This is a genomic window from Actinomadura sp. RB99, from assembly GCF_014706005.1.
GTDB lineage: Bacteria > Actinomycetota > Actinomycetes > Streptosporangiales > Streptosporangiaceae > Spirillospora.
Genome location: NZ_JABMCA010000030.1, coordinates 86,652 through 112,669, shown reverse-complemented (window position 1 = coordinate 112,669; position 26,018 = coordinate 86,652). Strand labels below are relative to the sequence as shown.

Below are 26,018 nucleotides of genomic sequence, written 5' to 3'. Positions count from 1 at the left end.
GGTGGGGTCAGCCGTTGACCAGGCCCTTGAGGGTGTTGACGCGGGCGGTCTTGTTCTGTTCGGCGGTCTCGTACTTGGCCTTGGTGTGCACGAGCTTTTCGTGGATGAGGTCCAGATCCTTGAGGACCTTGGCGAACTCGGTCTCGAACAGGTTGTAGACCTGGGTGAACGCGGCCGAGGACTCGCCCTTCCAGGCGCTCTGCAGCTCGGCGTGGTGGGTGTTGAGCTGGTTCTTGATCTGCCCGATCTGGCCGTGGGCGTCCTGGACGTTGCCGGCCGCCTGCTGCATGTGCTGCCGGTTCACCGATGACCGGTTGCTCATCGCCGTTCTCCTTCGTCGGCTGGTTCCGGGCGTCACGACGTGACACTCGCCCGTACCGGCGAAAATCCCCATCCGCCCGATACGACGACACACCCCGTGACAACGAGCAAGATGAAGCGTAGAGACCGCCGATTCCGCCTGTCCATCAGGTAAGTCACCTGTGGATAACTATGGCGGGCGTCGCCGCTGGGCTGATCAGCGCAATCAGTCAAGTCCCTGATCGGTTCCACTGCTATTTGGCCGGAACCGGCCGCTGTGCAGCCGAAGATGTAAGGGTTGGCCCCTCTTTGAACAGTTGCAATAGATTCGCCGGAATTGGCGTCGCGTCCTTCGTTCCGTAGCCGAGCTTGGCGATGTCGTCGGCGGTGGGGATCGGGTAGCGGAGGCCCTGGTCGGTGAGGAGAGAGAACGTCTGCAGCGGCTGGCCGGGGCCGGAGAGGGTGCCCGCGAACGTCCCGCCGCCGGGGAGGACGACCTGGTCGAGGCCGGAGGACGTCTGGCCGGACACGGCGGGAAGGCTGCCCCCGATGGTGAAGCGGGCGTCCGTCGATAGGTGGGACGCCTTCCGGTAGACGGTGCACAGGGGTTGCTGGGGGTCGTACGCGACGATGCGGGGCGGTGTGTCCGGCAGGGAGCGGTCGTACAGGTTGGTCTGGGACGGCTTGGACGCGGCCTGTGCGGGGGTGATGTCGCGCGGTGGGCCCGCTGCCAGTGAGTCGAGCAGGAGCCGGGCCTGCGTAGCGGAGATGCTGGCGAGACCGTCGGGAACTTGGACGTACCACCGTTCCGGGGTGCCCGCTATGGCGGCGACATGGAAGATCTGGCCCGCCGGCGCCGAGGTGTCGCCAGGGCCGGGGAACTCGTGTCCTTCCTGGGGGATGGAGGGCGCGGCATAGTCGGGCCCCTGGGGCAGACCGTTCAGCCAGCGTTCGTCCACGGGCACGGGCTGGTCGGCGCTGAGGCCGCGGGCGGCCTTCGGGGTGATCCGCATCCGGCTGTTGCGCCAGATGAGCCAGTCCTGGGATCCGCCCCTGACGACCACGCCTTGGGCGTCGGTGAGAGGGCGCCCTCCTATGTCGCGTCCGCCCACCAGGGAGACCGTGGATCCGCCCGAAGGTGCCGTAGTGCGGGCGCACAAGGACCATGACGTGTGGCTGGGCTTCCCTGGCGCGGGCAGGGACTCGGGGGCGCCCTGGATACCGGTGAGCGGGTCGCGTGGGTACTTCGCCAGGGACTTGGACGAGACCGCCTTGCGCTGGATGTCGGACGTCGGCATGGCCAGGCGGGCGGACGCGTAGTTGAGGAACGGGACGAGCTTGCGGTCCTGCCTGCTGTAGGCGTAGGTCGCGCCCGTCTCCTTCTCGATGATGAGGACACCGGGGCGTTCGAGGTTGCGGGCGCCGCCCTTGAAGATGAGGCCGGTGATGCCGAATCCGGCTGCTACCAGGACGGCCACCATGACGCCGCAGAGCGTCCCGACGCCGGTGCGGCGCAGCGGGGACTCCGCGGCGCTCGGGCGGCCCTGGAGGAGCGCCAGGGCCACGCGCTGGGTCATCAGACGGTGCGCCTGGTAGAGGTCCTTGCGGGTCTGCATCAGCCGGCCAGTCCGCGCAGCCAGGAGTACAGGCCGAGCAGCCCCAACGCGAGGGGCAGCAGGCTGATGATGAGCATGATGTCGACGATGTCGCCGGCACGGCCCCAGAAGGGTGACGGCTTGCGGACGGGGAGCCGCAGGGCCATGGCCGTCATGACGGCGACGGCCAGTACGGCGGGGACGATGACCGTCAGCAGCGTCACGGCAGGGCCGGCCGTGGCGGCCTGGTGCAGGGCGAGGATGGCGAGGCCGGCGAGGCCTGACAGCAGCATCCAGAGGCGCTGTGAACGGCCGTGGAAGACACGCGCGCGCAGGAGGAGCACCAGGGAGAGGCAGAGGCTCATCGTCACGGGGAGCCATCCGTGCGTGGTCAGTAGGGAGAGCTGTGCGCCGAGCCCCGCCAGCCCTACGGCGGAGACCAGTCCGGTGGCGAAGCGGTCGGCTTCGCGCGTACGGCGTAGGAGGGTAGGGCCGTCGAAGGTCTGGGCGCTGCGGAGTTCTTCGGCGTTCTCCGGGACGGGAGGCAGGGGCAGGCGGGCAAGGCGGAACGCCAAGGACGGGATGAGGGCCGTGACGGCGAGGCCCAGGGAGGCGTCGAGGGCGGCCGTACCCGACGGGGACAGCCCGCCCCCTTGGACGAGTGCGGCGGAGACCAGTCCGAGCAGGGCGACGAACGCGATGCCCAGGAACGTCGGCAGGCCGTCGTGGATAGCGAAGGCGGAGACGACGGCGGCGAGAGTGACCGCTGCAAAGGCTGCCGCCAGGTGGGGCGTTCCTAGGTCCAGAAGAGGCACGGGCCTGGCCGGCGCTAGGAGGCCGCCTAGGAACGCGTATGGAAGCGCGCTGTAGCCGAACACGGCTCCGGCCCCCGAATCGCCCAGCGCGCGCGACAGGACGATCCCCGCCAGCAGGAGCACTACGGCGACACCGGCGGACACAGCAGTCAGCAGCCCCCAGGGCGGCCCCGATAGGGCGATGCCCACGGCGCCCAGGCCGAGGGTCGCTGCGCCGGCGAGGAGGCCGAAGCGCCGGGTGGTCTCCGGGCGCCACCGGTCGGCGTGCTCGTTCACCCCGGTGGCGACGACGTCGGCCACGTCGTCGAACGCGACCTCGGGGAACTGGGACAGCTCGGGCCGAAAGTAGAGGATCTCCCCGTCTCGGACGCCGAGGGAGGACAGCGAGCGGGACTCGTCGAGGGGCGCCTCGTCCAGCCGCTGCAGCACCCAGCCGGAGTGCGCGAGCCCGGCGTCGGCCAAATTGTTGCCCGCGACCTGCAGCAACGTCGGAAGCATGTGGGAAAGGGGAATGTCTCCGGGCAGCGAGAGGTCCAGCCTGCGGTGCGGGGCGACGACGACCACGCGGCACAGGTCGGCGCCCGTCGAGGTATTCACGCGACCTCCGTTCGTAGCGATGACCGCACATTCACTATCAGCCGGGGCCGTTTTCCGCCACCTGGAGAATGGCTTTACATCGGGCCGCGGTCCGCGTCCGGGATCACTAGGATGACCGAAAATTGACTCCGGGTCATGACGATGCGAAGGGACGCGGCCGTGGGAATCGTGGTGGTGCGGCGGCCGGAAAGGCGGCCGCCTCCGCGGCTGCCCGAGGGCGAGATCGTGCTGGAGCCTCCCCCGGAGATCCCGGAGACGATCAGCCAGGGGTTCGCGAACGCGCTGATGTACCTGCCGATGGCGGCCAGCGGCGCCGCCATGGGGCTGATGTTCATGGGCGGCGCGGGCGGCGCCGGCGGCGGCAACCCGATCATGTGGGTGGCGTCCGGCCTGTTCGTCCTGTCGATGGTCGGCATGGGCTTCGGGCACATGGGGCAGGGCGCGGGCGAGCGGAAGCAGCGGCTGAACGGGGCGCGCCGCGACTACTACCGCTACCTGGACCAGATGCGCGCGCGCGTGCGGAAGGCCGCGGCACAGCAGCGGGAGGCCCTGGAGTGGAGCGGGCCCAGCCCGCGGACACTGTGGTCGCTGGCGATGAGCCACCGGCTGTGGGAGCGGCGCCCGGCGGACGACGACTTCGGCCAGGTGCGGATCGGGCGCGGGCGGCAGAGGCTCGCGCTGGAGCTCGTCACTCCGGAGACCAAGCCGATCGAGGACCTGGAGCCGATGTGCGCCGGTGCGCTGCGGCGCTTCGTGCGCGCCCATGCGACGGTCCCCGACCTCCCCGTCGCGGTGTCGTTGCCGGCGTTCGCGCGGATCGTGGTGACGGGTGACCCGATCGCGGCTCGGTCCATGGCGCGGGCGCTGGTGGCGCAGCTTGTCACCTTCCATACGCCGGACGATGTGCGCCTCACCATCTGCGCGTCGCCGGACCGGATGAGGCACTGGCAGTGGGCCAAGTGGCTGCCGCACTGCCTGCACCCCACGGAGGAGGACGCTGCAGGGCCTGTGCGCCTCACAGGGCACTCGCTTGCGGACCTTGAGGCTCTCCTTGAGGACGACCTGAAGGACCGCCCTCGGTTCTCTCCTGGGGTCGACACCCAGGATCTTCCGTTCCACGTGGTGGTGATGGACGACGGCATCGTCCCGGCGGACTCGCAGATAGGCGCGGACGGCATCAAGGGCGTGTGCGTCATCGACCTCAGCGGTTCCGTTGCGCCGACGTCCGACGCGACCATGCTGCGCCTGCACGTCACCAACGACGGCATGCGGATGCTGGAGCGCGACCACACCGGCAAGGACGTGTCCAGTCCGCTGGGTAAGGCGGACTGGTTCACGCCCGTGCAGGCGGAGGGTCTCGCGCTGCGCCTGGCGCCGTTGCGGGCGGGCGCCGCGGACGAGCCGGAGCAGAACGCGCTGGCCGGCAATCTCACTTTGACGTCGCTGCTCGGCCTGGCCGGGCCCTACGACATCGACCTTCGCTCCACCTGGCAGCCGCGGGCGCAACGCAACCGGCTACGCGTTCCCATAGGCGTGGACTCCGACGGCCGTACCGTGGAGCTCGATATCAAGGAGTCCGCGCAGGGCGGCATGGGTCCGCACGGGCTGCTGATCGGTGCGACCGGTTCGGGTAAGTCCGAGCTGTTGCGGACGCTGGTTCTGGCCTTGGCGGTCACGCATTCCTCGGAGACGCTCAACTTCGTCCTTGTCGACTTCAAGGGCGGGGCGACGTTCCTCGGGCTGGAACGCCTGCAGCATGTGTCGGCGGTCATCACGAACCTGGAGGAGGAGCTTCCGCTCGTCGACCGCATGTACGACGCGCTCCAGGGGGAGATGATCCGGCGGCAGGAGCTGCTGCGGGCCGCCGGTAACTACGCCTCGCTGCGCGACTACGAGCGCGCGCGCGAGCAGGGTGCCCAGTTGGCCCCGCTGCCGACGCTGTTCGTGGTGCTGGACGAGTTCTCCGAGCTGCTGGCCGCCAAGCCGGAGTTCGCGGAGCTGTTCGTGATGATCGGGCGCCTGGGGCGTTCCCTGGGCGTGCACCTGCTCCTCGCCTCGCAGCGGTTGGAGGAGGGCAAGCTGCGGGGACTCGATTCGCATCTGTCGTACCGGATCGGGCTCCGCACGTTCTCGGCCATGGAGTCGCGGGTGGTCCTGGGTGTGCCGGACGCCTACGAGCTGCCGTCCCAGCCCGGCAACGGTTACCTCAAGGTCGACGTCAGCGACATGGTCCGGTTCAAGGCGGCGTACGTATCGGGGCCGGTCGAGGAGGAGGAGCGCACGCAGACGGCCGCTGCCGGTACGGGGACGCCGCGCCAGATCATTCCCTACAGCACGGCTTATGTACCCCCGCAGACGCCGCGTCAGCCCGCTCTCGAGCAGTCCGGTGCCGGGCCGGAGTCGGGCGAGACTCTGTTCAAGGCCGTCATCGATCAGCTCGCAGGGCAGGGCCCTCCAGCGCACCGCATCTGGCTGCCGCCGCTGGACGTTCCCCCCACGATCGACCAGTTGCTTCCCGCGTTGACGCCCACGCGCGAGCACGGCCTGACAGCAGCGGGCTGGGAGGGCCGTGGCCGTCTCGCCGCCGTGGTGGGGATCGTCGACCGGCCCTTCGACCAGCAGCGCGTCCCGTTCTGGGTGGACCTGTCGGCGGCGGCCGGGCATGTGGGGATCGCAGGCGCTCCGCAGACGGGCAAGTCCACGATCCTGCGCTCGCTCATCACGTCGCTCTCGCTGCTGCACACACCGGAGGAGGTGCAGTTCTACTGCCTGGACTTCGGTGGCGGCACGCTCGCCGGCCTTTCAGGGCTGCCGCATGTGGGCGGTGTGAGCAACCGGCTCAACGCCGATCGCGTCCGCAGGACGGTCGCCGAGGTATCCACGCTCCTTGAACGGCGTGAGCGGGACTTCGCCGAACGCGGCATCGACACCATCGCGACGTATCGGCGTCTACGGGCGGCCGGTCAGATCCCCGGTGACGGGTTCGGAGACGTGTTCCTCGTAGTGGACGGGTGGATGACGCTGCGCCAGGAGTACGAGCATCTGGAGGAGGTCATCACCGACATGGCCGCGCGCGGGCTCGGCTTCGGCGTGCACGTGGTGGCGACGGCCGGCAAGTGGTCGGAGTTCCGGATGGGGATCCGGGACGTTTTCGGCACGCGGCTGGAACTGCGCCTGGGCGACTCCTACGAGTCGGAGATCGACCGACGGCTGGCCGAGAACGTCCCCGAGGGGCGCCCGGGGCGTGGCCTCACGCGGGACCGCCTGCATTTCCTGGCCGCGCTGCCGCGCCTGGACGGGAAGGGCGGCGCCGACGACCTCGGCGACGGCGTGGCGAAGATGGTGGAGGCGGTCGCGGGAGCCTGGCAGGGGCCCCAGGCGCCGCCCGTCCGGCTGCTGCCGGACCTGCTGCCGTCCTCGGCCCTGCGGGAGGCTCTCGGGGACGCTGAGACGCCGAAATGGCGGGTCCCCGTCGGGATCGACGAGGACGCCCTGTCGCCGGTCCTGCTGGACTTCGCCGCCGACCCGCACTTCGTGGTCGTCGGCGACACCGAGTGCGGCAAGTCGAACCTGCTGCGGCTGATCACCGAGGGCATCGTGGCCGGCCACGACCCCGACGAGGCGAAGCTGATCTTCATCGACTACCGGCGCGCGCTCCTCGACACGGCCGACACCGACCACCGCGTCGGCTATGCCGCTTCGGCGTCGGCCGCCACGGAGCTGGTGGCCGATCTGGTGGACGCCCTCAACGACCGCCTCCCTCCGGCCGACCTCACCCCGGAGCAGTTGCGTAAGCGGTCCTGGTGGAAGGGGTCGGACGTGTTCGTCGTCGTCGACGACTACGACCTCGTCGCCACGGCGAACAACCCGCTGTTGCCGCTCCTGGACCTTCTCCCCCAGGCGCGTGACATCGGCCTTCACCTCGTCCTGTCCCGGACCATGGGCGGGATGGGTCGCGCCCTGTACGACCCGGTGATTCAGCAGTTGAAGGACTTGGCCGCACCGGCGCTCATCATGTCCGGCAGTAAGGAGGAGGGCGCGCTCTTCGGCGAGGTGCGCGCGACGCCACTGCCGGTGGGCCGGGGCACCTTCACCGACAGGCGGAACGGCGCACGCCTGGTGCAGACCGCCGTACTCGACGACTAACGGAGGCCGCTCAGTGGTGGGCGCCGATGGTGCCGCCCTCGGTGCCGGTGACGATCGGCTCCTCGTCCTCTTCCCGGTCGCCCAGGACGACGCGTCCGGGACGCCATCCGCGGCGTTTCCCCATGGGAACGACGATGCCGCAGAGAGCCGCCAGTGCCGCGAGCCCTACGGCGCCTGCCGCGACGCCTATAGCGACGTCGGTCGTATGGCCGTCCGGGTGCGATGGCGCCGCCAGTTTCACCGGGTGCAGTGAGGGTTGCGCCGTCGCCGCTCCAGGGGCGTCCTCGCCGGGCACTATCGCGGTGACGGCCTGCGTCGGGTTCACCATGCCGCGCCCTGTGCCGTCACCAACGTTGCCGTCGGCGGTCGACAGAACGCGCCGGACGACCTGGTCCTGATGCAGCGCCGGGTGGCTCGCCCGCACCAGCGCCACGACACCCGACACGTAGGCGGCGGCGAAGCTGGTCCCTTCCGCTTGGGGGTTGTAGCCGCCGCCGGGCCACGGAATGGTGAGGTCCCTTCCGGGCGCACCCACGTCCACCCTGGACTGCAGGCCAGACGACTCGATGCGGTGGCCGTCCTCCCCTAGCGACGCGACGGAGATGACCCCCGGATAGCTCGCGGGGTAGGCGGGGCCATCGTTTCCGTCGTCCCTGGTGGCGTTGCCCGCCGCGGCGACGACGACCGCATCGTGGTTTTGCGCGTAGCGGACGGCCTGCTCCAGGGCCGAGGACGGAGCGGCCGCTATGGAGACGTTGACGACCTGAGCACCGGCGTCGACCGCCTTACGGATGGCGCTGGGAAGGCGCTCGCCGCCGTGCTCGTCGCGGTCGGCGTTCTGCTGTTTGACGATGACGAGGCTGGCGCCTGGCGCGACACCGGCGAGCGGGATCCCTCGGGAGGTCAGGTCGCGGCCGGCGATGAGCGCGGCGACACCGGTGCCATGGCCGGCGCAGTCCTTCTTGCCCGTTGCGGTGAGATCGGTGTAGTCGGCGACGCGCCCCTCCAGCATCGTGTGACCCGCGTCCACGCCGCTGTCGACGACGGCCACCTTGACGCCCTGTCCCCGGGTCAGGCCCCACACACGCTGGAAGGCGAGCCGCTTCTGCGCCCAGGATTCCTTGATCGCCCCGCGGTAGCCGCGTGGGAGGTCGCATGTGACCGGAACCTGCGTGGCCGGTGGCGGCGCACTAGTGGACGGCTTAGGGGTCGGCTTGGCGGAGGGTTTGGCGGACGGTGCCGTCGTGGGCTTCGACGATGGCTTCTTCGACGGCGAGGACTTCGGCGACGGCTCCACTACGGGACGTCCGAACGCGGTGCCTGGTACGGCAGCGGACGCCGGTGAGGCGGGCCACGAGGACGCCAGTAAGACACCGGCCGCAACGAGTCCGATCGCGCGCATCGCCTTCTCCCCCGGGGGCATGGGTGGCTGCTCGGCGAACGACTGTAGAGGAATCCTTACGCCGTTGGCATCGCACCTGTAGGGGAGCTGTCAAGGAACGTGGCGCCGGTGGTCCCGCCGTAGCCGGACGGTCATCAGGACCGCTGCGATCACCGCGCCCAGGAGGAAACCCACAAGGAAACCGGTACGGGAGTCCGCCGGCGCGAAGGCGAGCCATCCTGCGCAGACCACGACGACGAAGGCCGCGTAGCACGAGATGAACACGTAGAAGCGCTTGCTGCGGAAGAACCGCCTGGCCGGAACGTCGGGCAGTGCCTGCTCCCAGGCATCGTCTCCAGGCGAGGTCAGCCGTGCGGCGAACTCCTCTACGGGACCGAACTCCTCTTCCGGGGCCTTCCCTGACTCCGCTACGTACGCGGCAAGGTCGTCCACCGTCTCCGACACCTCGTCCGCGGGGACGCCGCTGGCGCGCAGCCGTTCCGCGAGATCGTCGAAGTAGGGAGCCATGGCGGCCATCTTCACAGCCGGGCGGACGGGGGGACAAACCGGCTCCTGGCTGGGACGGCACCGGGAGTCCCGCGCCCAGACGGTGGCTCGGAGACGGCCGCGGCACCTCGATCCTCGCTAAACGGAACGATCACTCGGAATAGCCGGAAGGATCTTGCGGTTGCAACTAACGTGCGAACCCCGGCCCTTGGGGTAGCACGTACGCCACGTCCACCACGACCCCCTGGAGGCGAGCCATGCCCAGCAGCATCCTTCGGCCCCGCGCCAACAACGGCCGCAAACACGTGAAGTCCACCTCGCTGCGCGCGCTCGCGGTCGCAGCGCGGCTGGAACGACACCATGCCCCGGAGGGCCCACCGGGCCGCTCCCCCGGCCGGGACGAGCAGCCGCCGCCCGAGCGGCGGACGCCGGACCCGGCCTGACCCCAGCACGAGCGGCCACATCCGGCCGCCGCATCCGGAGCCCTCGCGCACCCGCGCGAGGGCTCCGGCATGCCGGGCCGGGGACCTAGATCAACCGTTTCACGAAGCGCATACCATCTTGTGGCCATAGTCTTACGAGACGAAGCGACAGTAACGGGGAGCGAGTGGTGTGACGGACAGGACGATGCCGGACGCCCATCCGCTGCGGTCGGGGGACCCGACCGAGCTGGGTGGATACGAGATCCTGGGCCGTTTGGGAGAGGGCGGGCAGGGCGCGGTCTTCCTGGGCCGGCCGTCCGGCGCGCAGGCCTCGGTCCGCTCCTCCGACCATGTCGCGATCAAGCTGCTGCACGGCGGGCTCGCCGGGGACGAGTCCGCGCGGGCCCGGTTCGTGCGGGAACTGGAGGTCGCCAAGCGCGTGGCCCGGTTCTGCACAGCCCAGGTCCTCGACGCCGACCTCGCGGGCGACCAGCCGTACATCGTCAGCGAGTACGTCCCCGGGCTGTCCCTGCACCGGGTGGTCCGCGAGGAGGGTCCCCGTACCGGTGGCGCGCTCGAACGCCTCGCCATCAGCACGCTGACGGCGCTCACCGCGATCCACCAGGCCGGGATCGTCCACCGCGACTTCAAGCCGCACAACGTGATGATGGGCCCGGACGGCCCCCGCGTGATCGACTTCGGAGTGGCGCGCGCGCTGGGCGCGGCAGGTGAGACCCAGAACGTCGGTACACCCGCCTACATGGCGCCCGAGCACTTCACGGGCGGCCAGGTGGGTCCCGCCTCGGACATGTTCGCCTGGGGCACCACCATGGTGTTCGCCGCCACCGGACGGCCCGCGTTCGGCAATGACGAGATGGCGACCGTCATGAACCGGATCATCACCGGTGAGCCGGACATCGGCGACCTGTCCGGTCCGATGCGCGACCTGGTGCTGGCGTGCCTGGCCAAGGAGCCCTCCCAGCGTCCCACTGCGCGGGAGGCCCAAGAGCGCCTCGTGGGAGCGGCCAGCGGCACCTCCCAGGGGGCCGCCGCGGTGCCGCCCCTCCCCACCTTCCCGGGGCTCGCCGTGGAGAACGCGGCGCCCGGCCATCCGGGATCGACGGACCCGAACGCTCCGCCGTCGGTGATGGCGGGAACGTTCCTGCCGCCCGACCGCGTCTCCGACGCGACCGGCCCGCGGAACGCGACGATGCCGCAGCCGCCGCCGTACGGCGAGATGGCGCCGCAGCCGACCGATCCCCGGTACGCGCCGCCACCGGCTCCCCCAGGGCTTCCAGGGCCGTCCTATGCGCCGCCGGCGGGCGGGAAGAAGCGCGGGCGTCTCGTGCCGATCGCGGCCGCGCTGGCGGTGGCCGCCGTCATCGTGGGCGGTGGCGCGGTATGGGCCGGTACGAGGTCGGGTGGCGACGGCCACGACGACGAGGGCGTCACGGCCTCCGAACGGAGCCCTGGCGCGGACGGAGGCGCGGCCGGCGCGGGCGGCACCACCGGATCGGCGAACGGCCCGACGAACCCGAAGCAGCCCGGCAAGGGCAAGCAGCAAGGGCTGGGAAAGGGGCAGGACCCCGCCGACCCTAAGAAGAAGCAGGGCGGCAAGCAGCAGCAGCCGGGCGGGTCGACGCCGACCAAGGGCACCGGAGGCGGCGGGTCCTCGGGCCAGGAGCCGCCCAACAAGTACACGCCGCAGCAGGCGTGCGGCAGCGGCTACAACGTGCAGCGCTCCGTGTCCGGTTCCGGGGGCACCGCCTACCTGCTGTACAGCAACAGCACTAAGAAGAACTGCGCCGTCACGATGAAGACCAAGAACGTGGGCAAGGCCTCCGCGGTCTCGGTGTGGCTCCAGGCACAGGGCCGCAGCCGCACCGGTGACAGCGGCTCGTACGCCTGGTACGCGGGACCCGTGTACGTGAGCGCGCCGGGCGTGTGCGTCCGCTTCGGAGGCAACGGCGCCACCGCCCCCTACGGCAACTGCGGCTGACCCCGGCGTCCGGCCGGGAGATCGGCCCGGCCCGGAGCACAAGAAGGCACGGAGCACAAGAAAAGGCCACCCTCGCGCCGGGGTGGCCTCTGCCGTGTTCGTTCTTCGCCCTGGCGGACGGGTCGACGTGCGGTGCACCGTAGCCGACCCGCCGCGTTTCGACGTGCCGTGCGGCCCTCGTGCGGCCGGACGGCGTTGTTTGGCGGTTTTCCTGGAGTGTCAGTTGCGGGAGGCGATGAGGTGGTCGAAATCGCCGTCCTTGGCACCGAGGATGAGCGCCTCGATCTCAGGGCGGGTGTAGATGAGGGCCGGGCCCTCCGGGTGGCGGGAGTTGCGCATCGCGACCTGCCCACCGGGCAGCTCGGCGATCTCTACACAGTTCCCCTGGGAGTTGCTTCGCCGGGACTTCAGCCACCGCGCCCCGTGGAGCTTGGTCGCGGGCATCCCGTTGTCGTAGTCGGTCTGGAGCATCATGTCTCTCTGAGAAAATCACCAAGAAGCTCGACGGTGCGCTCCGGGGTCGCACTGTCGACGCACAGGCGTTCCATCGCCTGCAGATAGGTGTCGACGTCGTCGCGCTTGTCCAGGTACATGGCGCCGGTGAGGTTCTCGACGTAAACCACGTCCGGCAGGTCCTGCTCGGGAAAGCGCAGGATCGTGAACGCCCCTCCCTCGGCGGCGTGGCCGCCGAACCTGAACGGCATGATCTGGATGGTGACGTTGGGCAGCTTCGACATCTCGATGAGGTGCTCGAACTGGCCCCGCATCACCTCCGGCCCCCCGATGGGACGCCGCAGCGCCCCCTCGTCGATGACCGCCCACAGACGCGGGGCGTCCGGGCCGGTGAGCCGTTCCTGCCGTTGCAGGCGCAGTTCCACGCGCTGGTCGATCTCGTGTTCGGCGGCTCCGGCGTTGCCCAGGCGTATGACCGCACGCGCATACCCCTCCGACTGCAGCAGTCCCGGGACGAACTGCAGCTCGTACGTGCGGATCAACGCCGCCGACTCCTCCAGGCCCACATAGGTCTGGAACCAGCCGGGCAGCACGTCGTTGTACCGGTGCCACCAACCAGGGGTGTTGGCCTCCCGCGCCAGCTGTATCAGCGCCTCGCGTTCGGCCTTGTCGCCGACGCCGTACAGCGTGAGGAGGTCGTCCACGTCGCGTTCTTTGAAGCTGACGCGCCCGAGCTCCAGGCGGCTGATCTTCGACTCCGACGCGCGGATGACGTAGCCGGCGTCCTGACGGGTCACGCCCTTCTGCTCGCGCAGACGGCGCAGCTGCGACCCGAGCAGGATCCGACGAACCGTCGACCCGCTTCCCGGCGTCTCTGGAGTCACGCCCAACCTCCCGGCTATTCGGCGGACAGCGAACCTAGTGTGCCACTGGCCTCCGTGTCCTGCGGTTACCTCCGATCATCCGCGTGCAGCCCGGTCGCCCCACACCCCCACAACCCGGATGCACGTGCATTGGGCCTTGCATTCGCACGCTACGATGCGCAGGATAACGCACGAGACTTCCGAGCCACGGCTGCACAACGAGATCACTCTGCGGGGTCCGGGGAATGACGTCACGCCAGGCGCACGACGACACGCGGTGGGAACTCGGCTCCCTCGCGGGGCCGGCGGTCCCGCGGGACCATGCCGTGCACTCGACGCCCATACCCGAGTCGTGCGATCTCCCTCCGCGCCTCGACGCGGCCGTGACCGCGCTGACGGAGCCCGCCGGGCCCGCGGCCTCCTTCATCGTCCGGCCCGACCCCGAGTCGGTCACCGAGGCCAGGCACTTCGCGCTCTCCCGGCTGTCCGAATGGGGCCTGCAGGAGCTGACCGACGACGTGGGCCTGGTGGTCTCCGAACTCGTCACCAACGCGCTGCGGCACAGCGGCAGGGCGACCTGCGGGCGGCCGGGCGACGACGTGCACCGCGAGGGCGTGTACGACGACCCGGCCGACCCGCTGGGCTCGGCGCCGTCCGCGATCCGGCTGCGGCTCGTGCACCAGAAGCCCTGGCTGCTGTGCGGGATCATGGACGCGAGCCAGGCCGCGCCCCGCCGCAAGGAGCCCGACTACATCGCCGAGACGGGCCGCGGACTGCACCTCGTCGAGTCGTTCAGCGTCCGGTGGGGATGGCGGACCCTCTCCCGCGGGAAGATCGTATGGGCGCTGTTCCGTTCGCCCTGAGGGATTCCCCCTGAGGGATAACGTCCCGTTCCGCTGGGTATAGGGGACTGTCCCCCCGACGAACGGCAGAGAGGGAGCAACGGTGGAGTTCGCCGTCGAGCACCGCGTCGAAAAAGGTCTCACCGTAGTGAAGATCAGTGGCGAGATCGACGTCTTCACGAGCCCCCGGCTGCGCGAGGAACTGCTCGGCATCATCGACAGCGGCGGGCTGCACCTGGTCATCGACCTGGGCGAGGTCACCTTCCTCGACTCCACCGGTCTCGGCGTGCTGGTCGGCATCTACCACCGGCTCCGCGCGCGCGACGGCTCCATGTCCTTCATGGGAGTGAACGACCGGGTCCGGCGCGTCTTCCATGTGACCCAGCTCACCAAGATTTTCGTGCTGCACCGGTCGCTGGAAGACGCCATCGCGGCCCACGAGGCCGCCGCACCCTGATCGCCGCACCCTGATCGCCGCGCTCGGGCCGCCGCCGTTCGGGCCGCCGCCGTTTGCCGCGTACGGCCCCCGGCCCGGCGGCGGAGGACTTCACTCGGCCCCGCTTCTCCGATCGACTTGTCGGCTTTTCTCCTGACATTCAGGGTGGCGTGCCGCGGAGTTATCCACAGTTCGCCGCGAAGGCGCCGTGCCCGGTCGCAACCGGTACGGTGAGTCAGAGATCAAGCCCGCCGCCTGGGCACCGCCCATCCGACGCGCGCGGTGCTGTCGTCAGCCGATCATCGAACGGACGGGAGCGCTCCGTGGCAGAACAGCCGCTGCATGAGCACACGCTCGGCAATGGCCTGCGCGTGGTGGTCTGCGAGGACCATGTCGTACCGCTGGCAGCCGTGAACATCTGGTACGGCGTCGGCTCGCGGCACGAGCGGGCCGGCCGGACCGGCCTCGCCCACCTCTTCGAGCACCTGATGTTCCAGGGCTCCGCCAACGTCGCCGAGGGCGAGCACGCCGCGCTGCTGGAGAGCGCCGGCGCCGCGTTCAACGCCAGCACCTCCTTCGAACGCACCAACTACTACGAGACGGTCCCCATCAGCCACCTGGAACTGGCCCTGTGGCTGGAGGCCGACCGGATGGGCACGCTGCCCGCCGCGCTCACGCAGGCCAACCTCGACAACCAGCGCGACGTGGTGAAGAACGAGCGCCGCCAGCGCTACGACAACCAGCCCTACGGCACCGCGTTCGAGCGCCTGTGCGCCCTCACCTTCCCCGACGGGCACCCCTACGCGCACACCCCGATCGGGTCCATGGAGGACCTGGACGCGACCACCCTCGAAGACTGCGCCGACTTCTTCGGGACCTGGTACGCGCCGGGCAACGCGGTCCTGTCCGTCGTCGGGGACGTCGACGCCGAGAAGACCATCGCGGCGGTCGAACGGTACTTCGGCGGCATCCCGGCCGGCCCGCAGAAGCCGCCGCCCCGGCCCGGCGACCTCGGCCCCCTCACCGGCGTGCGCGACGAGACCCTCGACGAGGACGTCCCCTCCCCCGCCTACTTCGCGATGTTCACGCTGCCCTCCGACGGCGGCGACGACATCGAGGCGGCCGAACTCGCGGTGGAGATCCTCGGCGGCGGATCCGGCTCGCGCCTCTACGACCGGATGGTCCGCCGCGACCAGATCGCCACGGAGGTCTGGGCCGGGGTCACCCGGCTGTCCACCGGGCAGTCGCTGGCCATCGTGGACGCCATCGGCCCGGAACCGGACAAGATCGCCGCCGTGCTGGACGAGGAGCTCGCCCGGTTCGCCGCGGACGGCCCCGACGCCGACGAGACCGCACGCGCCACCGCGCAGGCCGAGCGGGGCTTCCTGGAGCAGACCGAGACGGTCACCGGACTGGCCAACGCGCTCTCCCAGAACGCCACGCAGTTCGACGACCCCGCCCGGGTCTTCACCGCCCCCGGACGGGCCGCGGCCGTCACCGCGGACGCGATCAAGGAGATGGCGGGCCGCTGGCTCGCCCCGGGCGGCCGCACCGCCCTGACCTACGGAGGTACGCCGTCGTGACCGGTCCCAGCCCCGACCTGCCTCCCGGTACCGTGGGCATCGCGCTCCAGCCCCGCCCGGTGCCCGGACCGGTCCCGCCGTGGGCGTTCCCGGCCGGCACCGCGGGCCGGGTCCCCGCCGGGCCCGCGACCCTGCGCGTCGACCTGCCCGGCCGCAACCTCGCCGCGGTCAGGCTCGTGCTGCACTCGGGCGCCGGCCGCGAGCCCGAGGGCCTGGACGGCGTCGCCACGCTCACCGCGCACGCGCTGCTGGAGGGCACCGAGCCCGGCGGCGGCACCGCGCTCACCGCCGCGTTCGAGCGGCTCGGCGCCAGCCTCTACGCCTCCGCCGACCTGACCGCGCTGCGGATCGCGCTGGACGTCCCGGTGACCCGGCTCGGCGCCGCCCTGGAGCTGTTCTCCTCGGTGGTGCGCCGTCCCGCGCTGGACGACGCGGACGTGCGGCGCCTCGTCCGCGAACGGCTGGAGGAGATCGCGCAGGAGGACGCCGACCCCGGCTCCCGCGCCATGCGGGAACTGCGCGCGGTGATGTTCCCCGCCGAGGCTCGCGCGTCCCGCCCGACCGGCGGCACCCGGACCTCGGTCGGCGGGCTCCAGGGCTCCGACATCCGCGGCTTCTACGCCTCGGTGGTGCCCGCCGAGGCGACCGCCGTCGTCGCGGGCGACCTGGCGGGCACCGACGCCGACGCGGCCCTCACCGCGGCGCTGGAGGGCTGGACCGGCAGCGGCGGACCGCTCCCGACCGCCGACCGGATCATGCCCGAGTCGGCCGCCCGGATCGTCGTGGTGGACCGTCCCGGCTCCGTGCAGACCTACCTCGCCCTCGGGCACGGCGTGCCCGACCGCTCCCACCACGACTGGCCGTCCCTGGTGGTCGCCTCCCACGTGCTGGGCGGCGGCCTGACGTCCCGGCTCAACGCGGTACTGCGGGAGGAGAAGGGCTACACCTACGGTGTGCGCGCGGGACTGCTGCGCATGCGGCACTGCGGGCTGTTCATCGCTCAGGGTGCCGTCCACACCGAGGTCACCGCCGACGCGGTCGCGGACGCCCTCACCGAGCTGCGCAGCGTCATCACCCGGGGGATCGACGCCGAGGAGCACGGTTCGTCCGTCCGCGCGCTGGCCGACCGGGCGCCCGCCGAGTACGAGACGGCCCGCGCCGTCGCCGCCGAACTCGCCGACGCGTCCGCCAGCGGGCTCGGCGCCGACTACCCCAGCAACTACCTGGCGGCCGTGCGTGCGTCCACCCCGGACGGCGTCGCCCGCACCTACAACAAGCACATCGACCCCGAGGGGCTCACCATCATCGCCGTGGGCGACGCCGCGCAGATCCGCGAACCGCTGGAGAAGCTCGGCTACGCCCCGGTCACCGTCACCTCGAAGGAGGAGTGACCACCGTCCGCCTTCGCTCCGCCAGGCTGCGGGGCCAACCCCCGCAGCCCGGCGACACGGCCCAGCAGCACCAGCCGACGAACACCAGCCGTCGATGCCGCCGCATCCCGACCGCGCGCGGCATCGCCGGAACGTCCCAGGACGTCACACGTCAACCAGGCACAAGCTGACGACAGCCGCAGGCCAGCGGACCACAACGGGTGCGGAGCCGACGCGCACGACCCGATGGCGGCCGCCAGCCTCAACATCAGAGACTGGCGGCACGGAGCTGAGGGCGCAGCCCGACGGGTGTGAGCCCGAGCCAGGCCGACGAGCACGACCCGACCGAGGCCGCGGTCTGAACACCAGAGACCGACGGCGCAGGACGACGGCACGAGCCGACGGGCATGAGCCCAAGCCAGGCCGACGAGCACGACCCGACCGAAGCCGTGGTCTTAACGCCGGGGAACGACGGCGTGTGGCGACGTCGGCACGAGGTGACGGGCACTGAGTCCGAGCCGGGCCGCATGGCCCGACCGGGGCCGCAGTCGCAGCATCAGGGACCGTCGGCACGGGGAGACCGCACGGAGCGAGGTTGGATACGCCGGGCACGCCCGGCGGCTACGGTCTCGCCATCACGGACCGGCGGCACGGACCGGCGGGACGGGCGAACCGATGGCATGGTGGAATCCGTCTGACATTCGCGGGGGCACGCCCCGCGCGTCGCGAGAAGGGAACGGCCGGTGTCCTACGGGCAGATGGCAGGCGGGCCGTCCGTCGACACGATCCTCGCGGAGCCGAACTGCAAGCCGGGCGGCGTCGTGGCGGGCAAGGTCCACGTGCGCGGCGGCGACCGCCCCCTTGAGGTACGGCACGTCACGCTGGCGCTGATGCCGCGCATGCGCGACGGGCACGGCGAGACGGCGGGTCCGGAGGTCTACCGCGGCGCGCTGACCCGCCGCTTCACGCTGGAGCCCGCACGGCAGCGGGACCTGTCGTTCTCCATCCCGCTGCCGTACGAGCTGCCGTTCACCACCGTCCTCGGACGGGAGTTGCCCGGCTTCACCATCGGGCTGTGCACCGAGGTGGATGTCGCCGGGCAACCTGATCCCGGGGACATCGACCCCATCTCGGTGGAGCCGCTGGAGTCCCAGCAGTGGGTGCTGGCGGCCATCGCGAAGCTCGGTTTCCAGATCAGGCACGTCACGTTCGAGGAATCCGAACTGCGGGGCGTCTCGCGGCACCTGCCGTTCCACCAGGAGATCCACCTCGCGCCGCCGTCCACCTTCCACGGCCGGCTCGACCAGATCGGGCTGACCTTCGTCGCCAGCCCTCGCGAGGTGGCGTTCGTCCTGCGCGCCGAGGACCGCACCGCCCCGTCCGACGAGGCGTTCGGGGTGTTCAAGGTCGGGCACGCCGAAGCCGCCGAGACGGACTGGAACGCCAGGATCGGCAAGTGGCTCGAGGAGGCTGCCGCGCTGCCTCGCGCCGCCCACGCGAGCCCGCCGCCCGGAGGGTCCGCGTACGGCGGGGTGACTTTTCCGCCGCCCCCGCCCTCACCCGGGCAGCCTGCTCCAAGCCCGGCGTCCCCAGGCGGCGAGTACGGCGGAGCGGGTCACGCCCAGTTCCCGCCACCCGGACCGGCTCCCGGCGCACCGCTGGCGCACTTGCAGAGCCCAGGCCACCCGGCAGGTGCCCCGCCCTTCCCGCCGCCGGGTGGTGGGGGCTATCCGGGCCCCGGCGCGCCTGGGCCGTCCGGTCCAGGCTTCCCTCCGCCTCCGCCCGGACAGTTCGGGCCGTCCGCATTCGGCCAACCCGCCGGTGAGGGCGGCCACGGCAGCGCACCCGCCTACCCGCCCGGGGCCCCGGCACCGGGCCAGGAATTCCCGCCCCCACCGCCGGGCCAGGGATTCGCCTCACCGCCCGGCCCCGGCATGGGAGACCACGGCGCCGCGCCTGGGTATCCGCCTAGCGGTCCCCCACCGCCGGGCGGCCCCGGACACCAGCCGCAGGGCGCGCCCCCGGCGGCGAACGTCCCGCCGGGGCAGGGCACCCCGTTTCCGCCGCCTCCGCCAGGGCATCCAGGAGCCGCGAACCACGCACCCGGCTTCCCGCCGCCCTCCGCGCCGCATGGCGCGGCCCCGGGCGGTTTCCCACCGAACGGCGCACCTGGTCTCAGACTGCCGCCGAACAGCGCTCCAGGCGCCGGCATGCCACCGGGCAGTGCACCTGGTGTCGGGATGCCCGGCAACGTGCCTGGTCAGCATGCCGCTGGGCCCGCTCCCTACCCGCCGCCCGCGCCTCCGGGTCCGGGGCATGGGGAGCCGTCGGGCCCGCCGCCCGCCCCGCCGGGTCCGCCGCCTGCGCCCGACGGCCCCGTGTATTACGCGCCGGGCGAGCCGCCGCCCGCGCCTCCGGGGCCCGCACCGTATCCGCCGCCTATGCACGTCCACCATGGCCACCACGGGCATCACGGGCACTACCGCCACGGTCCCGGCATCGCCACCGCCGGCCTGGTCGGCGGCGCCGTCGTGGCGGGTGTCGCCGGAGGCATGGCCCTGGACGCCATGGGCGACGTGGCCGGCGACATCGCGGGTGATATCGCCGGCGACATAGCCGGCAACGTCGCCGCGGAGGTCCTGGGCGGCTTGCTGGGCGGCCTCTTCGGCTGACCTCGCCGCTCAGGACGTCGGTCGAGCGTTCGACGGCCCTTCCCGCCGGGCAGGTACGTGTTACTCGAGGGGCACGCCGAACACGGCGGCGCCCGGATTGAGCAAGCCGTCTCAGCACCACGATGCGCGAGGTCGTCAGGAGGCTCGACCGATGCGCACCGCTGGTCGCAGACCGATGAGTCCTGGCTGCCCGCACGGTCTGCACAGGACGAAGACGGACGTCTAGCTCCATCTCGTGTCACGACGACCTGGTGGGAGAGCCGATGCGTGAGCTGGTGGTCGACATGTTCAGCACCGTCGACGGGTACGGCGGCGGCGGACCGAGACCGAAGGCGTACTGGGGGTACGAAGGGCCGGGGCTCTTCGAGTGGATACACGGCCAACTCGAGCAGGAACACGTCACCCTCATGGGCGCCGAGACGTACCGGCGGATGGCCGAGATCGTCGCGACCGGCGACGATCCGACCTTCCCGCGGATGACGGAGCTGCCCAAGGTCGTCTTCTCCAAGACGCTCCGGCCGCCGCTCGCCTGGGCGAACACCACGCTCATCGACGAGCCGCTCGAGACGGCCGTGCCGCGCCTCAAGGCCATGGAGGACGGTCTCCCGATGCGGACCATCGGCAGCCCGTCGCTGGTGCGCAGCCTCTTCGCGCTCGGCCTGGTCGACCGCGTCCGGGTGATGGTCTTCCCCATGATCCACGGCACCGAGGGCGAGGAGCCGGTCTTCGCCGAGCTGCCCGCGCTCGACCTGGACCTCACCACCACCAGCGTGATCGACGACCGCCTCGTCCTCCTCGACTACCGCGTCGCCCGCGACCGGTCGCCCGAATAACGCCACCAGATGACGCCGCCCGGACGGTAGCGCCGGCACCGGTCAGCGCCCGCTGATGACACCCGAAGAGGATGGCCAGCGGTGGTGCCGACAACAGCGGCCGACAGCGGGGACTAGCGAGGCTGGCCGGTGCCTCTGCCTGGCCAGAACAGCCGATGACGGCGGACGACGGCGGCCAGCGGCGCTCAGCGGGTGTGGCCAACGGTGCCCAGTGGGGATGACCGGTTCGGGCGGCCGGGGACGGCGGCCGACAGCGGCGCCCGGTTCTGCGCGTATGCGTGTACAACGTTGGGCCCTGGCGGTGCTGGAGGAGAGGATCGGATCGGGCGTTGCCGAGGCGCAGGCGCGAACGGCCTGAGGGCCGCGCGACGACGCCGACGCCCTGGACGGACCATGCCTCGCTAGAGCGCGGCCCATGCCGGTGCCTGGCGAGGGCGGCCAGCGACGGTGGTTGATGAGGGCAGCCAATGACAGCGCCTAACAGCGGCGGCTAGCAAGGGCGGACGACGACGGCGGACGGCGCCAGTGCGCGGTGGGTGTGGCCTGTGACGGTGACGGCGTGCGGCGGCTGGTGACGGCGGATGACGATGGCAGCGCGGTGAGTGTGGCCAGCGACGATGGCCAGTGACGGCGTATGACGGCGGCGCGTGGCGAGGGCGACGGTGGACGGCGACGGTGGACGGCGACGGTGGACGGCGACGGTGGACGGCGACGGTGCGTGGCGAGGGCGGCCGGTGACTGCGGCCAGCGACGGCGACGCGATGAGGACGCCCGGTGGCGGTGACCAGTGCCAGCGACCAGTGGCGGTGGCGATGGCCGGTGACGGCGTGCGACGGCAGCGGCTGACTGAAGGTGGCCGATGAAGGTGACCAGTGACGGCGACCGGTGACGGCCGCCGGTGACGGCCGCCGGTGACGGTGGTCAGTGACGGTGGTCAGTGACGGTGGCCGGTGGTGTGGCTGGCTGAGGGTGGCAGTGGTGGTGGCTGGCGGGGGTGAGCGGCGGGGGTGGTTGGAGGGGGTGCGTTGCTGGGCTGCTTGGTCTTTGGGGGTGGGTGGGGCGGTCGGGGGTGGATATGGCGGGCGTTTCGGACCGGATGTGGCGCGGTCTCGGCCAATCGGGTCCCGGATGGTTAGGGTCGAGAAGGCAGCCCGCCTCCCGAGGAGTCACATGACCACCGTGATCCTGGTCCTGCTCTGCCTTGCGATCGCCGGACGCGAGCTCTACCTGGCCTCCGACAAGCGGCTCCCGCAAGCACAGGCGGACGTGCGCGAACTGCGCGCCCAAATGTCCGAACTCGTCAAACGCCATGAGGCGCTCAAGGCGGAGGTCGCCGCGGCGGCCGAGCCGTCCGGGATCCCGATCCCGCAGCCGCTGCCGGACGGCGCGTCCGCGGAGATCCTCGACCGGCTGGAGAGCTTCTCGGGCCGGATCGACCGGCTGGAGAAGGAGACCGCCGACCTCGCCGGGGAGCTGGCGGGCCTCGGCCTCGACCGGGAGGCGCAGCACGCGCTCGCCCGCTCCCTGGACACGGTGGAGCAGGACGTGCACGAGCTGCACCGGGAGATGCTCGAACGCGTCGACCGCGAGGAGGGCGTCGTCCCCGGGCTCCTGCTCAGCGAGGAGGGGGAGGCCGAGGCGCTGCTCGCCGACGCGTACGAGCGGTGCGCCGCCGAGTGGGGGCTGCGCGTCCGCGTCCGCGACCAGCGGTCCCCGCAGGCGGCCGACGGCTCCTACCTGGGGACGGTCTACTACCTGTCCGGCCGCCGCGCCGACGATCTCGCCGAGGACCTGTTGACGCAGGTCAGGGGCCTGATCAACGCGGAGGACCCGGGTGCGTTGAGCGCCCTGCTCGGCGAGCTGGCGCACCTGCGGGGCGGTGGGATCGCGCGGTTCGGCCGGTTCGCCGTCGTCCGGACCGGGAGCACGCTGCTCTGCGGCGTCCTGCCGGGCGAGGCGCCCGCGGCCGAGCCCTGGGAGCTCGCGGGACGTCTCCGCGAGCTCCCCGAGGACCGGCGGGCCGACCTGTCCTGGCTCCGTCCGGACGCGTGATCAGGGCCGGACGAAGCGGGGCGGGGCGTCGTCGGTCCGGTCGACGCCGAACGCCAGCAGGCAGCGGGGCGGATGCCCGGCGTCGGTCTGCAGGCACAGCCCGACGCCCAGATCGGGGTCGATGACCACGACGCGCCGGAGGGCCCGCAGGGCGCGCCGGGCACGGCCTCGCGTCCGGGGCCGGGACGGCTCGTGCAGCGTGCTCGTCACGACCCGTCCCGCGTAGCGCCAGAGGGTCAGCGAGTCGAGGACCCGCACGCCCGCCGAGGTGAGGTTCGCGACGATGACCACGCCGCTGTCGTCGTCCTCCCCCATCTCGGACGGCGTCGTCAGCGCCGCGTCCTCCGGCAGGTCGCGGGGCGCCCTGGGGCCGCCGACCGCACGGTGGTAGCGGAGCGGGTCGAGGGTGTCGATCACGAACGCCCCCGCGTACGGCCTGGACGCGCGCGGCTGCCCGGGACGCGCCCGCAGCGGCGTCCGCGGCGCGTTGCGGGCGTTCAGGTGCGCGCTGAGGTCGAAGACCATGCCGGCGTCGTCGAGCCAGGTGGGCAGGCCCAGCTTCGATGACGAGGTGCGGTCGAGGCCGTCCGTCATGCCGCGGATCTCGTCGGCGCGGCCCGAGAGCGCCGCCGCCATGCCGAGCCCGGGGAACGCGCCTTCGAGGACGGCGAGCATCGCCCGCCAGGTGGTGCTCCCCACGAACTCGATCATGAAGGCGTCGGCCAGTGCCCTGCGCCGTCCCGGGTCCGCCATGGGCCCCGGCGGGGGCGCGGGCGGCGGCACGGTGGACGGCGGCTGGGCGGACAGTCCTCGGGCCGGCGGCCGTGCGATTTCCGGCCGTGTCACGTCCGGTTTCGTCAGCGAGGGCGGTGGTTCGGCGGAGAGGCCCTTGCCGGGGAGGAAGGGCTCGTCGGCTGCGGGGCGTTCGTGGCGGCCGGCGCTCCGCGTGTCCGCCGGGTCTTCGGGGGTTCCGGACTGCAGGCCGCCGGGCCTCCGGACGACCCACCGCTCCGGCTCGTCCTCCGGACGCGACGCACCGGCGATGTCTTCCTCGGGTACCGGCACACCCGTCCCGTGCGGCGCCCACTGCGGCGCCTCCCAGCGCGACGAGCCCTCGGACGACGGCACTTCGGTCGACCTGTACGGCGAGGAGGAGCCAGTAGGCCCCGTCGCCTCGGCGGGCACCCCTGCGCCTGGCTCCTGCTGTCCCCACGGCGCGGGTGTGGTCTCGGAGGACGGCTCGGTGGGACGCCCCTCCGGATCCTCTGCGGGACGCGCTTCCGGCACGTGCGGTGCCCACTGCGAGGGTTCGGCGTCTCGTGCGGACGTCTCAGGCGCCGCGCCTGAACTCGGATCGCGGGCAGACCACGGCGCCGGCGTGGAGCCGGCAGGGGGTTCGGCCGACGGTGCCGGGTCGCGGGGGGACCGATCCGCAGGCGGCTCGGTGGCCGAGGAATCCGTGGGACGCGCCCCTGGGTCCTCTGGTGTCCATGGGGTCGGTGCGGTCTCCGGGGGCGGGGCGACGGGGCGTGCCGCGGGGTTTTCGGGCGTCCATGGGGCGGGCGTGCCCTCCGGGGACGCGGGACGTGCTTCCGGTACGTGCGGCGTCCACTGGGGAGAGCCTGCGTCCGACCGCTCGGTTCCCCACGGCGCGGGTGTGGACTCGGGTGGTGGTGCCGCAGGGCGGGTCTCCGGCGTGTGCGGTGTCCAGCCCGAGGAAGCGGGCGACGGTGCCGCGGGCGGTGAAGCCGGATCGTGGGGCGTCCATGGGGCGGGGCCGGCAGGTGACGGCGGCCCTGGATCGTGCGATGACCAGTCCGCGGGCCCGCCGGCCGACGGCCCCGGGGCGGGCGCGGACGGTGGTGTTGCGGGGCGGGTCTCCGGCGTGTGGGGCGCGTACGACGGGGGGTCTGAGGGGGCGCGGGCGATGGCGCCTCGGGGCGTCCAGGGCGGCTCGGCGGAGGGGGGCGGCGGTGAGGGAGATGTGCCCGGTGGGTAAGGCGATTCGGCGGTGGGCGGCGGGGCCTCGGGCTGCGGGGGCGGGACGGGGATCCAGTCGGCGGGCTCCTCCGGGCGGGACCTGCTCCTTCCCGCGACGTGGACGTCGCCGGGGTGGGGTGCGGGCGGGCCGCTGTCTTCGGGCTCGGGTCCGGGACGGTCGCGTGGGCCGAATCTCACGGTGACGATCCTGCGCTCTGGACGCGGGGCTCGGCAAGCGGGACGGAGGTCAACGGCGGCCGTCCTGGGCGCCGAAGAGAGCGGCGCAGAGGGATTCCAGGCGGTCGGGGCCGTCGCCGGCGGGCAGCACGGTGAGGACGGGCTCGCCGGTCTCACCGGGCGTGTCGGGTGCGTCGGGGGTGTCGAGGGTGTCGAGGCGGAGCCGGACGGTGACCTCGCGGCGCAGGGGCTCGTCGGTGCCCTGGGCGGCGGCGACGTCCTGGAGGCCGACGGAGACGGTCTCGGGGAGGTCGACGACGAGGGGCTGCTCGCCGGCGGGGAGGCGCTCCTGCCAGAGGTCGAGGACGCGGCGGGCGAGGCCGTTGAGGAGGCGGCCCCAGGGGACGACGAGGGCGGGCGGGACGTTCTCGGTCTGCAGTTCGGGGAGCCCGAACCGGGCGAGGCCCTTGGTGGCGAACCAGAAGCCGTGCGGTCCCGAGGTGTGCGGGAGGAGCATCCAGTCGGTGAGGCGGACGGCGCCGTCGGGCTCCGGCAGGGAGCGGGTGAGGTGGTCGTGGGCGAGGATCTGCGGGGTGAAGACGTCGATGACGGGGGCGGTGCGGGCGGCGGCGACGGCTCCGGCGACGGCGCGGGCGGCCCATTCGTGGGCGGGCGGGTGCCCGGGGCGGTAGGCGGCGCGGACGGCGAGGATGTGGGAGGCGGCGTCGAGGGCGGCGAGTTCGGCCGGTGAGGCGCCGTAGGCGGCGAGGAGGTCGGCGGGCAGCGGCGGGAACTCGGCGGCGGGCCGCTGGTCGAGGGTGACCATGGGGCTGCCGAGCATGCCGAGGACGAGGTCGCGGAGCGGGGGCCGGGTCCGTGCGGCGACCTCGTCGTAGGCGAGTTCGCCGGGGTCGGGGATCGGCGCGGTGAGCACGACGGCGTAGGTGGCGTAGAGGGTCTCCGGGACCGGCAGGGTCAGCTTCTCGCCCAAATCG

General features: G+C 72.1%; 19 protein-coding genes. 10 read left to right on the top strand and 9 right to left on the bottom strand.

Features of this window, described 5'->3' with window-relative positions; genetic code table 11:
* Nucleotides 1–7: 7 nt before the first annotated feature.
* From amrb99_RS25570 to eccD, 3 genes are all read right to left on the bottom strand, one after another.
* Complete coding sequence (locus tag amrb99_RS25570; protein WP_190860450.1) at nucleotides 8–322, bottom strand: WXG100 family type VII secretion target; 315 nt, start codon at nucleotides 320–322, stop codon at nucleotides 8–10.
* A gap of 232 nt (nucleotides 323–554) precedes the next feature.
* Nucleotides 555–1,916 carry a type VII secretion protein EccB gene (gene eccB / locus amrb99_RS25565; RefSeq protein WP_190860448.1) on the bottom strand — a complete coding sequence of 454 codons (1,362 nt, stop codon included), beginning with the start codon at nucleotides 1,914–1,916 and terminating at the stop codon, nucleotides 555–557.
* Nucleotides 1,916–3,307 carry a type VII secretion integral membrane protein EccD gene (gene eccD, locus amrb99_RS25560; protein WP_190860446.1) on the bottom strand — a complete coding sequence of 464 codons (1,392 nt, stop codon included), beginning with the start codon at nucleotides 3,305–3,307 and terminating at the stop codon, nucleotides 1,916–1,918. Before eccD ends, eccB begins: the two co-directional genes overlap by 1 nt.
* Before the next feature lie 135 nt (nucleotides 3,308–3,442).
* Here eccD and eccCa point away from each other — a divergent pair, with 135 nt between their 5' ends.
* A complete protein-coding gene (eccCa, locus tag amrb99_RS25555; protein ID WP_241755912.1) occupies nucleotides 3,443–7,453 on the top strand; it encodes a type VII secretion protein EccCa in 4,011 nt (1,336 codons plus the stop codon).
* Between the two features lie 10 nt (nucleotides 7,454–7,463).
* On the opposite strand, the gene amrb99_RS25550 is transcribed toward eccCa, so the two are convergent.
* Nucleotides 7,464–8,855 (bottom strand): S8 family serine peptidase, encoded by a 1,392-nt coding sequence (locus amrb99_RS25550; RefSeq protein WP_190860444.1) that lies wholly within the window; start codon nucleotides 8,853–8,855, stop codon nucleotides 7,464–7,466.
* A gap of 90 nt (nucleotides 8,856–8,945) precedes the next feature.
* Complete coding sequence (locus tag amrb99_RS25545; protein ID WP_190860442.1) at nucleotides 8,946–9,371, bottom strand: hypothetical protein; 426 nt, start codon at nucleotides 9,369–9,371, stop codon at nucleotides 8,946–8,948.
* A gap of 227 nt (nucleotides 9,372–9,598) precedes the next feature.
* Between amrb99_RS25545 and amrb99_RS25540 the strand changes: the two genes are divergently transcribed.
* Nucleotides 9,599–9,784 carry a hypothetical protein gene (locus amrb99_RS25540; RefSeq protein WP_190860440.1) on the top strand — a complete coding sequence of 62 codons (186 nt, stop codon included), beginning with the start codon at nucleotides 9,599–9,601 and terminating at the stop codon, nucleotides 9,782–9,784.
* Nucleotides 9,785–9,953: 169 nt separating this feature from the next.
* The gene (locus amrb99_RS50185) at nucleotides 9,954–11,762 is read left to right on the top strand and encodes a protein kinase (protein WP_347256857.1); all 1,809 of its coding nucleotides are present in this window, start codon (nucleotides 9,954–9,956) and stop codon (nucleotides 11,760–11,762) included.
* 219 nt (nucleotides 11,763–11,981) lie between these two features.
* On the opposite strand, the gene amrb99_RS25530 is transcribed toward amrb99_RS50185, so the two are convergent.
* Entirely contained in the window at nucleotides 11,982–12,233 is a 252-nt protein-coding gene (locus tag amrb99_RS25530) for a DUF397 domain-containing protein (RefSeq protein WP_151540631.1), read from the bottom strand.
* Entirely contained in the window at nucleotides 12,233–13,099 is an 867-nt protein-coding gene (locus amrb99_RS25525; RefSeq protein ID WP_173096572.1) for a helix-turn-helix transcriptional regulator, read from the bottom strand. Before amrb99_RS25525 ends, amrb99_RS25530 begins: the two co-directional genes overlap by 1 nt.
* Nucleotides 13,100–13,323: 224 nt before the next feature.
* Here amrb99_RS25525 and amrb99_RS25520 point away from each other — a divergent pair, with 224 nt between their 5' ends.
* The 7 genes from amrb99_RS25520 to amrb99_RS25490 all read left to right on the top strand — a co-directional run bounded on the left by amrb99_RS25520 (nucleotide 13,324) and on the right by amrb99_RS25490 (nucleotide 22,866).
* Nucleotides 13,324–13,941, top strand: a complete 618-nt coding sequence (locus tag amrb99_RS25520) for an ATP-binding protein (RefSeq protein WP_190860438.1) — start codon at nucleotides 13,324–13,326, stop codon at nucleotides 13,939–13,941.
* Between the two features lie 82 nt (nucleotides 13,942–14,023).
* Nucleotides 14,024–14,377 (top strand): anti-sigma factor antagonist, encoded by a 354-nt coding sequence (locus tag amrb99_RS25515; protein WP_190860436.1) that lies wholly within the window; start codon nucleotides 14,024–14,026, stop codon nucleotides 14,375–14,377.
* 302 nt (nucleotides 14,378–14,679) lie between these two features.
* Complete coding sequence (locus tag amrb99_RS25510; RefSeq protein ID WP_190860434.1) at nucleotides 14,680–15,939, top strand: insulinase family protein; 1,260 nt, start codon at nucleotides 14,680–14,682, stop codon at nucleotides 15,937–15,939.
* Entirely contained in the window at nucleotides 15,936–17,330 is a 1,395-nt protein-coding gene (locus amrb99_RS25505) for a pitrilysin family protein (RefSeq protein WP_347256856.1), read from the top strand. The genes amrb99_RS25510 and amrb99_RS25505 overlap by 4 nt, the downstream gene beginning before the upstream one ends.
* A 722-nt stretch (nucleotides 17,331–18,052) precedes the next feature.
* Nucleotides 18,053–19,981: a sporulation protein gene (locus tag amrb99_RS52590; RefSeq protein ID WP_347256855.1), complete on the top strand. Its 1,929-nt coding sequence runs from the start codon at nucleotides 18,053–18,055 to the stop codon at nucleotides 19,979–19,981.
* A 263-nt stretch (nucleotides 19,982–20,244) separates the two neighbouring features.
* Entirely contained in the window at nucleotides 20,245–20,814 is a 570-nt protein-coding gene (locus tag amrb99_RS25495) for a dihydrofolate reductase family protein (protein WP_190860432.1), read from the top strand.
* Nucleotides 20,815–21,984: 1,170 nt separating this feature from the next.
* Nucleotides 21,985–22,866 carry a hypothetical protein gene (locus amrb99_RS25490; RefSeq protein WP_190860430.1) on the top strand — a complete coding sequence of 294 codons (882 nt, stop codon included), beginning with the start codon at nucleotides 21,985–21,987 and terminating at the stop codon, nucleotides 22,864–22,866.
* Here the strand turns inward: amrb99_RS25490 and amrb99_RS25485 are convergent, their stop codons facing one another.
* Together amrb99_RS25485 and amrb99_RS25480 are read right to left on the bottom strand one after the other, a co-directional pair.
* Complete coding sequence (locus amrb99_RS25485; RefSeq protein ID WP_190860428.1) at nucleotides 22,867–23,994, bottom strand: hypothetical protein; 1,128 nt, start codon at nucleotides 23,992–23,994, stop codon at nucleotides 22,867–22,869.
* Nucleotides 23,995–25,093: 1,099 nt separating this feature from the next.
* Complete coding sequence (locus amrb99_RS25480) at nucleotides 25,094–26,014, bottom strand: hypothetical protein (protein WP_241755911.1); 921 nt, start codon at nucleotides 26,012–26,014, stop codon at nucleotides 25,094–25,096.
* Nucleotides 26,015–26,018: the final 4 nt, after the last annotated feature.

Coding starts and splice junctions, on each gene's coding strand:
- eccCa (WP_241755912.1), top strand. CDS start 3,443: ATGACGATGCGAAGGGACGCGGCCGTGGGAATCGTGGTGGTGCGGCGG.
- amrb99_RS25490 (WP_190860430.1), top strand. CDS start 21,985: ATGACCACCGTGATCCTGGTCCTGCTCTGCCTTGCGATCGCCGGACGC.
- amrb99_RS25550 (WP_190860444.1), bottom strand. CDS start 8,855: ATGCGCGCGATCGGACTCGTTGCGGCCGGTGTCTTACTGGCGTCCTCG.
- amrb99_RS25520 (WP_190860438.1), top strand. CDS start 13,324: ATGACGTCACGCCAGGCGCACGACGACACGCGGTGGGAACTCGGCTCC.
- amrb99_RS25545 (WP_190860442.1), bottom strand. CDS start 9,371: ATGGCCGCCATGGCTCCCTACTTCGACGATCTCGCGGAACGGCTGCGC.
- amrb99_RS25540 (WP_190860440.1), top strand. CDS start 9,599: ATGCCCAGCAGCATCCTTCGGCCCCGCGCCAACAACGGCCGCAAACAC.
- eccB (WP_190860448.1), bottom strand. CDS start 1,916: ATGCAGACCCGCAAGGACCTCTACCAGGCGCACCGTCTGATGACCCAG.
- amrb99_RS25570 (WP_190860450.1), bottom strand. CDS start 322: ATGAGCAACCGGTCATCGGTGAACCGGCAGCACATGCAGCAGGCGGCC.
- amrb99_RS25495 (WP_190860432.1), top strand. CDS start 20,245: ATGCGTGAGCTGGTGGTCGACATGTTCAGCACCGTCGACGGGTACGGC.
- amrb99_RS25530 (WP_151540631.1), bottom strand. CDS start 12,233: ATGCTCCAGACCGACTACGACAACGGGATGCCCGCGACCAAGCTCCAC.